11 protein-coding genes are annotated in these 10,432 nt (G+C 71.2%); all 11 read left to right on the top strand.

Annotated features, from left to right (window positions below):
• Window positions 1–7: 7 nt before the first annotated feature.
• The 11 genes from ASG87_RS08780 to holB all read left to right on the top strand — a co-directional run bounded on the left by ASG87_RS08780 (window position 8) and on the right by holB (window position 10,357).
• A complete protein-coding gene (locus ASG87_RS08780; RefSeq protein WP_056003921.1) occupies window positions 8–982 on the top strand; it encodes a beta-ketoacyl-ACP synthase III in 975 nt (324 codons plus the stop codon).
• A 157-nt stretch (window positions 983–1,139) separates the two neighbouring features.
• Window positions 1,140–1,937 carry a hypothetical protein gene (locus tag ASG87_RS08775; RefSeq protein WP_056003916.1) on the top strand — a complete coding sequence of 266 codons (798 nt, stop codon included), beginning with the start codon at window positions 1,140–1,142 and terminating at the stop codon, window positions 1,935–1,937.
• Window positions 1,934–2,881, top strand: coding sequence for an ACP S-malonyltransferase (gene fabD / locus ASG87_RS08770; protein ID WP_056003915.1), 948 nt, complete (start codon window positions 1,934–1,936; stop codon window positions 2,879–2,881). Before ASG87_RS08775 ends, fabD begins: the two co-directional genes overlap by 4 nt.
• 56 nt (window positions 2,882–2,937) lie before the next feature.
• Complete coding sequence (fabG, locus tag ASG87_RS08765) at window positions 2,938–3,681, top strand: 3-oxoacyl-ACP reductase FabG (RefSeq protein WP_056003980.1); 744 nt, start codon at window positions 2,938–2,940, stop codon at window positions 3,679–3,681.
• A gap of 216 nt (window positions 3,682–3,897) precedes the next feature.
• Window positions 3,898–4,137, top strand: coding sequence for an acyl carrier protein (gene acpP / locus ASG87_RS08760; protein WP_056003912.1), 240 nt, complete (start codon window positions 3,898–3,900; stop codon window positions 4,135–4,137).
• Between the two features lie 193 nt (window positions 4,138–4,330).
• The gene (fabF, locus tag ASG87_RS08755) at window positions 4,331–5,569 is read left to right on the top strand and encodes a beta-ketoacyl-ACP synthase II (RefSeq protein ID WP_056003909.1); all 1,239 of its coding nucleotides are present in this window, start codon (window positions 4,331–4,333) and stop codon (window positions 5,567–5,569) included.
• Between the two features lie 7 nt (window positions 5,570–5,576).
• Window positions 5,577–6,920, top strand: coding sequence for an aminodeoxychorismate synthase component I (locus tag ASG87_RS08750; protein ID WP_056003907.1), 1,344 nt, complete (start codon window positions 5,577–5,579; stop codon window positions 6,918–6,920).
• A complete protein-coding gene (gene pabC, locus ASG87_RS08745) occupies window positions 6,920–7,753 on the top strand; it encodes an aminodeoxychorismate lyase (RefSeq protein ID WP_056003904.1) in 834 nt (277 codons plus the stop codon). Before ASG87_RS08750 ends, pabC begins: the two co-directional genes overlap by 1 nt.
• Window positions 7,750–8,787: an endolytic transglycosylase MltG gene (gene mltG, locus ASG87_RS08740; RefSeq protein WP_056003902.1), complete on the top strand. Its 1,038-nt coding sequence runs from the start codon at window positions 7,750–7,752 to the stop codon at window positions 8,785–8,787. Before pabC ends, mltG begins: the two co-directional genes overlap by 4 nt.
• A complete protein-coding gene (gene tmk / locus ASG87_RS08735) occupies window positions 8,784–9,425 on the top strand; it encodes a dTMP kinase (protein ID WP_056003900.1) in 642 nt (213 codons plus the stop codon). The genes mltG and tmk overlap by 4 nt, the downstream gene beginning before the upstream one ends.
• Window positions 9,422–10,357 carry a DNA polymerase III subunit delta' gene (gene holB, locus ASG87_RS08730; protein WP_056003897.1) on the top strand — a complete coding sequence of 312 codons (936 nt, stop codon included), beginning with the start codon at window positions 9,422–9,424 and terminating at the stop codon, window positions 10,355–10,357. Before tmk ends, holB begins: the two co-directional genes overlap by 4 nt.
• The last annotated feature ends 75 nt before the right edge of the window (window positions 10,358–10,432 follow it).

Below are 10,432 nucleotides of genomic sequence, written 5' to 3'. Positions count from 1 at the left end.
ATAGTCAATGGCCCAGACCTACGCCCGCATCATCGGCACCGGCAGCGCGCTGCCCGAGCGCGTCCTCAGCAATGCCGACCTGGAGAAATTCGTCGATACCAGCGACGAATGGATCCGCACCCGCACCGGCATCCGCCAGCGCCACATCGCCGCCGAGGGCCAGACCACCGGCGACCTCGCGCTCCAGGCCGCGCAGCGCGCGCTGGAGGCGGCCGGGGTGAAGGCCTCCGAGCTGGACATGATCGTGCTCGGCACCACCACGCCCGACATCATCTTCCCGTCCACCGCCTGCCTGGTGCAGAACCGCCTGGGCGCGAACGGCTGCGCCGCGTTCGACGTCAACGCCGCCTGCTCGGGCTTCGTCTATGCGCTCGGCGTGGCGAACAGCTTCATCCGCAGCGGCCAGTCGAAGAAGGTGCTGGTGATCGGCGCCGAGACGCTGACCCGCATGATCGACTGGAACGAGCGCGAGACCTGCGTGCTGTTCGGCGACGGCGCCGGCGCGGTGGTGCTGGAAGCCTCCAGCGAGCCGGGCATCTACGCCACCTGCCTGCATGCCGACGGCGGCTACAAGGAGCTGCTGTGGAATCCGGTGGGCGTTTCCGCCGGCTTCCGCGACGAGCCCAACCACGGCGTGCGCATCAAGATGGCCGGGCGCGAGGTGTTCAAGGTCGCGGTGAAGACGCTGGACTCGCTGGTCGAGCAGACCCTGCAGGCCGGCGGCATGGAGGCGTCCCAGCTCGACTGGCTGATCCCGCACCAGGCCAACCTGCGCATCATCGAGGCCACCGCCAAGCGCCTGAACATGTCGATGGAGCAGGTGATCGTCACGGTCGACCAGCACGCCAACACCTCGTCCGGCTCGGTACCGCTGGCGCTGGACTACGCGGTGCGTTCGGGCAAGGTGCAGCGCGGGCAGAACCTGTTGCTGGAGGCTTTCGGCGGCGGTTTCACCTGGGCTTCGGCGCTGCTGCGCTATTGAGCGCGTCGCGCGGCGGGCCTGTCGCAGCCCGCCGCGCGACGAAACGAAAACTAGGGAGAGGGGTGTGCTTCGCAGGCGAAGCCGTTGCGTGCGCGCGCCCGTCATCCGGCAAACCGCTCCATCGGTGCGTCCTGCGCAATGGATGGAGGCAGGACCGATGGTGCAGAAGCTGCAGTTGGGAGCCCGCGACGTCTGGCTCAAGCGCTACGAGCGCAGCCCGCGGCCGCGCCGGGCGATGACCCGGCTATGGAATTTCGTCGCGAAGGAACTGGACGCGGAGCCGCTGCGCTCGCCGCCGCGCCACGAGGGAGAGCAGGCCAAGCTGCTGGAGTTGCGCCGCATCGGCGAATTGAGCGCGAGCGGCGTGCGGGTGCCCGAGGTGCTGGGCGAGGGGCACCGGACGCTGCTGCTGAGCGACATCGGCCCGTCGCTGTCGAACCGCCTGAAGCGGGCGGTCGACGACTCGCAGGTGGACCGGCTGGTGAAGAAGGCGGCCGGGGAGATCGCGGCCGTGCACGGCCGCGGCGCGTACCTCGGCCAGGCTTTTCCCCGCAACATCACGGTCGGCGACGAACGCATCGGCTTCCTGGATTTCGAAGAAGACCCGCTCGAGGTGATGCCGCTGCGCGATGCGCAGGCGCGCGACTGGCTGCTGTTCGCCGCCGGCGTGTCGCGCCACTACGCTGGACGCAGCGATGCGCTGGCCGGCATCCTGGGCGGCGTGCTGCCGCAGGCCGCCAACGACGTCACGCAGGAAGTGCGGCGTCTCGCCGAGCGGCTCGGCTTCCTCGACCGCTGCACGCGCTACCTGGGCACCCGCGCGCGCGCCGTCGGCGTGGCGGTGTTGTCGTTGCGCCAGAGCTTCGGCAAGCTGGCGCTGCTGGCATTGCTGCTCGTCGACTACGCCACCGACGGCGACATGGATACCTTCAACCTACTGTGGAACCTGCTATGAGCGATACACGACCCGACCTCGCGATGGTCTTTCCCGGCCAGGGCTCGCAATCCGTGGGCATGCTGGCCGAGTTGGCCGCGGCGCATGCCGAAGTGGGGCAGGCCTTCGACGAGGCGTCCGCCGGCGCCGGCCGCGACCTGTGGGCGCTCGCCGCGCAGGGTCCGGAGGACGAATTGAACCGCACCGAGAACACCCAGCCGGCGCTGCTCGCGGCGAGCGTGGCCGTGTGGCGCGTGTGGCGCAAGCTCGGCGGCGCGCAGCCGGCGCGGCTGGCCGGCCACAGCCTGGGCGAATACAGCGCCCTGGTCTGCGCCGGCGCGCTGTCGCTGCACGACGCCGCGGCGCTGGTGGCCGAGCGCGGCCGCCTGATGCAGGCGGCGGTGCCGGCCGGCGTCGGCGCGATGGCGGCGATCCTGGGCGGCGACGATGCGCAGATCGCCGCCGCCTGCGAAGAGGTGGCGGACGGCCAGGTGGTGGCGCCGGCGAACTTCAATTCGCCGGGGCAACTGGTGATCGCTGGCCATGCCGAGGCGGTCGACCGCGCGCTGGCGCGGCTGGCCGAGCTGGGCGTGAAGAAGGCGGTCAAGCTCGCCGTCTCGGTGCCGTCGCATTGCGCGCTGATGCGCGAGGCCGCCGACCGGCTGGGCGAGCGGATGGCCGCGATCGACTGGCGGGTGCCGTCGATCCCGGTGGTGCAGAACGCCGAGGCGCGCAGCTACGACGACATCGAAGAGATCCGCGGCGCGCTGCAGCGCCAGCTCTACCTGCCGGTGCGCTGGACCGAATGCGTGCAGGCCCTGGTCGCCGGCGGCGCCACGCGCATCGCCGAGTGCGGCCCGGGCAAGGTGCTGACCGGCCTGGCCAAGCGCATCGACAAGAGCGTCGAGGCGCGCGCGATCGCCTCGCCAGCGGAGCTGGACGCGGCCCTGGCCGAATGGGCCTGAGCGCCCGCCCGATGCAGACCTGGCCGAACGGCCGCATTCCCAAGGAATCGACACAGATGAGCAAGACATTGCAGGGCGAGATCGCGCTGGTCACCGGCGCCAGCCGCGGCATCGGCGCGGCGATCGCGGCCGAGCTGGCCGCGCAGGGCGCGACCGTGATCGGCACCGCGACCAGCGACAGCGGCGCGGCCGCGATCGGCGAGCGGCTGGCCGCGCAGGGCGGCCACGGGCGCAAGCTCGACGTGACCGACGGCGCCGCGGTCGCCGCGCTGATCGATGCGATCGGCAAGGAATTCGGTGCGGTCTCGATCCTGGTCAACAACGCCGGCATCACCCGCGACCAGTTGCTGATGCGCATGTCCGACGACGACTGGCAGGCGATCCTCGACACCAACCTCAGCTCGGTCTACCGCACTTCCAAGGCGGTGATGCGCGGCATGATGAAGGCGCGCAAGGGGCGCATCATCTCGATCGCCTCGGTGATCGGGCTCACCGGCAATCCGGGCCAGGCCAACTACGCGGCGGCCAAGGCCGGGATCATCGCGTTCTCCAAGTCGCTGGCGCGCGAGATCGGCTCGCGCGGCATCACCGTCAACGTGGTGGCGCCTGGCTTCATCGACACCGACATGACGCGCTCGCTGCCGGAGGAGTCGAAGCAGGCGCTGCTGGGGCAGATCGCGCTGGGCCGCCTGGGCGAGGCCGACGACATCGCCAAGGCGGTGGCTTTCCTCGCCTCGCCGGCGGCGGCCTACATCACCGGCGAGACGCTGCACGTCAACGGCGGCATGTACATGCCGTGATCCGGCCGGGCGACGCCCGCGTTCAGGCACGGGGGTTGTCGCCAGCGGCCGCGTTTTAGGCGACAATTGCCCTTTCGCGCCGACCCGGCAGGGGCACGGCGTTTACCATCGCCGGCGGAGCCGTGGCGGCCTGAGGGCTTACCCACTACAATCCGCCGGCCTTGCCGGACCGTACCGGCGTTGAACAAGCAATTTCTCCTTGGGAGGTTTGGCAACATGAGCACCATCGAAGAGCGCGTCAAGAAAATCGTCATCGAGCAGCTGGGCGTGAAAGAGGATGAAGTCACGGCGAACGCTTCGTTCGTGGACGATCTGGGCGCCGATTCGCTGGACACGGTGGAGCTGGTGATGGCCCTCGAGGAAGAGTTCGAGACCGAGATCCCGGACGAGGAAGCGGAAAAGATCACCACCGTGCAGCAGGCCGTCGACTACATCAAGGCCCACTCCAAGGATTGATCGCCGGTGCCGGCAGGGGCGCGCCGCGCCGCCGTCCGCCACGAAAGCGATGTCGAAAGCTGCGCCTCCCGGCGCAGTTTTCGTTTCTGCATTTTGCAACGTCCGATCCCGTATGGTTTACGGGTTGGACGGCGCCCGCCGGTACGGGCGCCAGCCCGATGCAGTTCCCGAAGAACCACGAAGGAAGGACAGCATGAGCAAACGACGTGTGGTAGTGACCGGCATGGGCATCATCTCGCCGGTCGGCAACGATATCGCCACCGCCTGGGAGCATGTTCTCAAAGGTGCCAGCGGGATCGGCCCGGTGACCCACTTCGATGCCTCCGGCTATGCCACCCGCATTGCCGGCCAGGTGAGCGGTTTCGATCCGTCGCAATGGATGGCCGCGAAAGACGTCAAGAAGATGGACCCGTTCATCCACTACGGCGTGGCCGCCAGTACGCAGGCCCTGCGCGACTCCGGTCTGGAAGTGACGGAAGCCAACGCGCCGCGCATCGGCGTGGCGGTGGGCGCCGGCATCGGTGGCCTCTACACCATCGAGGCGACCACGCTGGAGCTGGCCGCGAAGGGGCCGCGCCGCGTGTCGCCGTTCTATGTGCCCAGCTCGATCATCAACATGGTCTCGGGCCAGTTGTCGATCATGTTCGGCCTGAAGGGTCCCAACATCGCCTGCGTCACCGCCTGCACCACCGGAGCCCACAACATCGGCCTGGCGGCGCGGATGATCCAGTACGGCGATGCCGACGCGATGATCGCCGGCGGCGCCGAGTTCGCCACCACCGGCACCGCGATGGCGGGCTTCTGCTCGGCCAAGGCGATGTCCACCCGCAACGACGAGCCGACCCGGGCTAGCCGCCCGTGGGACAAGGATCGCGACGGCTTCGTGCTGTCCGACGGCGCCGGCGTGCTGATGCTTGAAGAATACGAACACGCCAAGGCGCGCGGTGCGCGCATCTACGCCGAGCTGGTCGGTTTCGGCATGAGCGGCGATGCGTTCCACATAACCGCGCCCAGCGAAGGCGGCGAAGGTGCGGCGCGCTGCATCCAGACCGCGCTGGACGATGCCGGCCTCAATCCCACCGACGTGCAGTACGTCAACGCGCACGGCACTTCCACTCCGCTGGGCGACCTGGGCGAGGTGCTTGCGGCGAAGAAGGTGTTCGGCGACCACGCCTACAAGCTGGCGATGAGCTCGACCAAGTCGACCACCGGCCACCTGCTCGGCGCGGCCGGCGGCGTGGAGGCGATCTTCTCGATCCTCGCGCTGCGCGACCAGGTGCTGCCGCCCACGATCAACCTCGACGAGCCGAGCGAGGGCTGCGACCTGGATTTCGTCGCCCACACCGCGCGCGAGGCGAAGGTCGACGTGGCGATCTCCAACTCGTTCGGCTTCGGCGGCACCAACGGCACCCTGGCCTTCCGTCGCGTCTGAGCGACGCGTGGGCTGCCATCGCAGGGTCCTGCAAGGCCGGCGCGACCTGCTCGCGCCGGCCGCCGCGTTTCCGCAGCGCTATCCGGGCCTGCTCGAAAGCGTGGTGCGCGGCACGCCGCAGGCGCGCTACGACATCCTGTTCGCGTTTCCGCAGCACGGCCTGAGCCTGCAGGCGGACGGCCGCCTGCACGGCGCCATGCCGGGGGAAACGCGTTTCCTCGACGCGCTCGACGCCGCCTGGCGGGCCGAACGGCTGCCGCACGATGCGGACGACGGCCTGCCGTTCCACGGCGGCTGGGTGCTGCTGCTGGCCTACGAGCTGGCCGGCGAGATCGAGCCGCGGTTGCGGCTGGCGCCGCCTGCCGGCCTGCCGGTGGCGCTCGCGCTGCGTTGCCCGGCGGCGGTGATCGTCGACCACCGCAACGACTGCACGATCCTGGTGGCGGAGCAGGGGCACGAGCCGCTGCTCGACCGGCTCGCGGCGGACCTCGAGGCCGCGCCGGCCATCGCGCCGCTGCCGTTGCCGGCCGTGCTGGAAGAGGACGAGCCGGGACGCTTCCTCGACGGCGTCGCACGCATCCACGAACACCTGCAGGCGGGCGACATCTTCCAGGTGAACCTGTCGCGCGAGTGGCGCGCGCGCTTCGCGCAGGTCCCCGCGCCGGCATCGCTGTACGCCGCCCTGCGCCGGGCCAACCCGGCGCCGTTCGCGGGATTGCTGCAGCAGCCCGGCTGGGCGGTGGCCAGTTCCTCGCCGGAGCGGCTGGTGGAAGTGCGCCGCGGCCTGGCGCAGACGCGGCCGATCGCCGGCACCCGCCCGCGCCACGCCGGCGACGACGACCTGGCGCGCATCCGCGAACTCAGCACGCATCCCAAGGAGCGCGCCGAGCACGTCATGCTGATCGACCTGGAACGCAACGACCTCGGCCGCGTATGCGTGCCGGGCTCGGTCGAGGTGGACGAGCTGATGGTGGTGGAGAGCTACGCGCACGTGCACCACATCGTCTCCAACGTGCGCGGCCGCCTGCGCGACGGCACCGCGCCGGGCGAGGTGATCGCCGCCACCTTTCCCGGCGGCACCATCACCGGCTGCCCCAAGGTGCGCTGCATGGAGATCATCGCCGCGCTCGAAGGCGCGCCGCGGGGCGCCTACACCGGCGCGCTGGGCTACCTGGACCGCAACGGCGACCTGGACCTGAACATCCTGATCCGCACGCTGACCCAGCACGGCCGCGAAGTGGGCCTGCGCGCCGGCGCCGGCATCGTCGCCGACTCGGTGGCGGAGAAGGAACTGGACGAGACCCGCGCCAAGGCGCGCGGATTGCTGCGCGCGCTCGGGGACGCGGACTGATGGCCGTACCGGGCCTTCGGATGCTGGTCGATGGCGTGGCGGCGTCGAGCGTCTCGGCCACCGACCGCGGGCTGGGCTACGGCGACGGCTTGTTCGAGACGATCCGTTTCCGCGCGGCCGATGCGCCGCTGTGGCCGCGCCACATGCGGCGGCTGCGCGAAAGCTGCGCGCGGCTGCACCTGCCGCCGCCCGACGAGGCGGTGCTGCTGGGCGAGGCGCGTACCGTCATCGCGGGCCTGGCGCAGTCGGTCGTGCGCATTACCGTGACCCGCGGCAGCGGCGCGCGCGGCTACGCGCCGCCGCCCGACGCGCGGCCGACCCGTATCGTCGCGGGCTTCGCGCTGCCGATGTTGAATGCCGACGATTACCGGCACGGCGTGCGCGTACGGCTGTGCCGCCTGCGCCTGGCCGAGCAGCCCCTGCTCGCCGGCATGAAGCACCTCAACCGGCTCGAACAGGTGCTGGCGCGGGCCGAGTGGGACGATCCGGCGGTCGCCGAGGGCCTGCTGTGCGACGGGCACGACCGGGTGATCGGCGCGACCATGGCCAACCTGTTCGCCGTCGTCGATGGCGTGCTGGTGACGCCGGCGCTCGACCGCTGCGGCATTGCCGGCGTGGCGCGGGCCGAGATCCTGTCCGCGCAGCCGGCCGCCCGGGTGCGCGAGCTGAAGCTGGGCGAACTGGCGCAGGCCAGCGAACTCTTCCTATCCTCGAGCGTGCGCGGCATCCTGCCGGTTCGCGAACTGGACGGCCGCCCCTGCGCGGCCGGGCCGGTGGCCCATGCGCTGCAATTGCACTGGCGCGGGCTGGGTTTTCCGATGGAGGCCGAATGAGGCACAGAAAGATGCGGGGCGGTGCGTTGTTTCGTGCCTTGATGCTGGTCGTGCTGCTGGCGGTGGCCGCCGCCGTCGCGTGGGGCTGGTACGACTTCGACCGCTTCAGCCGCGCGCCGCTGGACGTGGCCGGGCAGGGCGAGACGATCGACGTGGAGCGCGGCAGCGGGCTGCGTACCATCGTCGAGCAGTTGCGCCAGCGCGGGGCGACACACGCACTGCCGCTCTACTGGCGCGTGCTGGCCGAGCAGATGCGCGTGGCCGGCCGGCTGCACGCCGGCGAATACGCGCTGCCGGTGGGCATCACGCCGCGCGCGCTGCTCGCCAACATGGCCGGCGGCAAGGTGCTGCAGCGCAATTTCACCATCGTCGACGGCTGGACCTTCAGCGAACTGCGCCAGGCGCTGGCGCGCGCGGACAAGCTGCGCCACGACAGCGCCGCGCTGGACGACGCGGCCCTGATGCAGCGGCTGGGCGCGGCCGGCGAGGCGCCGGAAGGGCGCTTCCTGCCGGAAACCTATGCCTACGTGAAGGGCGACAGCGACCTGGACGTGCTCAAGCGCGCCTACGCCGCGATGCGCAAGACCCTCGACGCCCTGTGGCCGCAGCGCGCCAAGGACCTGCCGCTGGCGACGCCGTACGACGCCCTGATCCTCGCCTCGATCGTGGAAAAGGAAACCGGCCGCGCCGACGAGCGGCCGCAGATCGCCGGCGTGTTCCTGCGCCGGCTGCAGAACCACATGCTGCTGCAGACCGATCCCAGCGTGATCTACGGCATGGGCGCCAGCTACGCCGGCAACATCCGCAAGAGCGACCTGGCCGCCGACACACCCTACAACACCTATACGCGGGCCGGCCTGCCGCCGACGCCGATCGCCTTGCCCGGCAAGCCGGCGATCGAGGCCGCGCTGCACCCGGCGCCCGGCACGGCGCTGTACTTCGTCGCGCGCGGCGACGGCAGCCACGTGTTCGCCGATACGCTGGAAGAACACAACCGCAACGTCGCCTGCTACCAGTTGAAGCGTTGCCCATGACCATGCGGCGCGGACGTTTCATCACGCTCGAAGGCGGCGAAGGGGCAGGCAAGAGCACCCTGCTGTCCGGCCTGGCCGGCCATTTCGCCGGGCGCGGCATCGACCTGGTGCAAACCCGCGAGCCGGGCGGCACCGCGATCGGCGAAGCGGTGCGCGCGATCGTGCTCGATCCGTCGCGGGCGGCGATGGCGGCGGAGACCGAACTGCTGCTGATGTTCGCCGCGCGCGCGCAACTGGTGCGCGAGGTGATCGAGCCGGCCCTGGCGGCCGGGCGATGGGTGCTGTGCGACCGCTTTGCCGACGCCAGCCACGCCTACCAGGGCGGCGGCCGCGGCCAGCCGGCCGAGCGCATCGCCGAACTGGAGCGCTGGGCCTGCGCCGGGCTGAAGCCCGAGCGCACCCTGCTGCTCGACCTGCCGGTGGCGGACGGTCGCGCGCGCGCCGCGGGGCGCGGCGAGGCGGACCGGATCGAGGCCGAGGCGGACGGCTTCTTCGAGCGGGTGCGCGCGGTCTACCGCCAGCGCGCCGCCGCCGAGCCGCAGCGTTTTCGCGTGATCGACGCCAGCCTGCCGCCGGACGGCGTGCTGCAGGCGGCCATCGCGGCGGTCGCCGACCTGTTCGCGGAGCCGGGCCGATGAACGCGCGTCCCTGGCATGCCGAGCACTGGCGGCGCCTGCAGGCGCGCCGCACCCGCGATGCGATGCCGCATGCGCTGCTGCTGTGCGGCCCGGCCGGGCTCGGCAAGCGGGATTTCATGCGGCGCTTCGTGCGCGGCCTGCTGTGCATGCAGCCGCGCGACGGCGATGCCTGCGGCACCTGCCGCAGTTGCCTGCTGCTGGACGCCGGCACCCATCCGGATTTCGTCGGCATGAGCTACGGCCTGCGCAAGGACGGCGTGCAGCGCAGCGAGATCGTGGTCGACCAGGTGCGCGAGCTGTCGGCACGCCTGGCCATGGCCAGCCAGTTCGGAGGGTGGCAGGTGGTGGCGATCGATCCGGCCGATGCGATGAACGCCGCCGCCGCCAATGCCTTGCTGAAGACGCTGGAGGAACCGGCGCCGCAGACCCTGCTGATCCTGCTGGCCGACGCTCCCTGGCGCCTGCCGCAGACCATCCGCAGCCGCTGCCAGCGGATCGAGTTCCAGTTGCCCGCGCGCGACGAGGCGCTTGCGTGGCTCGAATCCGCCGGCATGGAAGGCGCCGCCGCCGCGCTCGATGCGGCGAGCGGCAACCCCGGCCTGGCCCGCGCCTGGCTGGAGGAGGGCGCGCTCGCGCGCCGGCAGGAAGTGCGCAAGGACCTGGCCGCGCTTGCCGCCGGCCGCGGCGAGACGATGGAAGTGGTGAAGCGCTGGCTCGACAGCCAGCCCGAACAGCGCCTGTGGTTCGCCGCGCAGGCGGCTTCCGACGAAGCCAGGGCGCAGGCCGTGGCGGCATCCGGTCCGCTCGCCAGCGCCCTGGACGCCGAGGCGCTGGGCGACTGGTACGTGGCGGCGAACCGCGCCCGCGACGCGCTGCGCGGTCCGTTGCGCGGCGACCTGCTGCTGCTGGAACTGCTTGCGCGCTGGCGTTGAGGGCCGGTCCGGCCCGGCGGGTCCGGAAACCGCCGAGGCATGAAAACCCATGGGGATCGGAAAGCTGATCGACAG

Source organism: Frateuria sp. Soil773 (assembly GCF_001428405.1).
In the GTDB taxonomy this organism is placed as follows: Bacteria; Pseudomonadota; Gammaproteobacteria; order Xanthomonadales; family Rhodanobacteraceae; genus LMSL01.
Note: the sequence above shows the minus strand (reverse complement) of the source record. Positions and strands in the feature narration are given on the sequence as shown.

What these genes read in the sequence shown, in the direction of transcription:
- pabC (WP_056003904.1), top strand. Translation starts at nt 6,920, where the DNA reads ATGGCCGTACCGGGCCTTCGGATGCTGGTCGATGGCGTGGCGGCGTCG.
- fabD (WP_056003915.1), top strand. Translation starts at nt 1,934, where the DNA reads ATGAGCGATACACGACCCGACCTCGCGATGGTCTTTCCCGGCCAGGGC.
- ASG87_RS08780 (WP_056003921.1), top strand. Translation starts at nt 8, where the DNA reads ATGGCCCAGACCTACGCCCGCATCATCGGCACCGGCAGCGCGCTGCCC.
- fabF (WP_056003909.1), top strand. Translation starts at nt 4,331, where the DNA reads ATGAGCAAACGACGTGTGGTAGTGACCGGCATGGGCATCATCTCGCCG.
- ASG87_RS08775 (WP_056003916.1), top strand. Translation starts at nt 1,140, where the DNA reads ATGGTGCAGAAGCTGCAGTTGGGAGCCCGCGACGTCTGGCTCAAGCGC.
- holB (WP_056003897.1), top strand. Translation starts at nt 9,422, where the DNA reads ATGAACGCGCGTCCCTGGCATGCCGAGCACTGGCGGCGCCTGCAGGCG.
- fabG (WP_056003980.1), top strand. Translation starts at nt 2,938, where the DNA reads ATGAGCAAGACATTGCAGGGCGAGATCGCGCTGGTCACCGGCGCCAGC.
- acpP (WP_056003912.1), top strand. Translation starts at nt 3,898, where the DNA reads ATGAGCACCATCGAAGAGCGCGTCAAGAAAATCGTCATCGAGCAGCTG.
- mltG (WP_056003902.1), top strand. Translation starts at nt 7,750, where the DNA reads ATGAGGCACAGAAAGATGCGGGGCGGTGCGTTGTTTCGTGCCTTGATG.
- tmk (WP_056003900.1), top strand. Translation starts at nt 8,784, where the DNA reads ATGACCATGCGGCGCGGACGTTTCATCACGCTCGAAGGCGGCGAAGGG.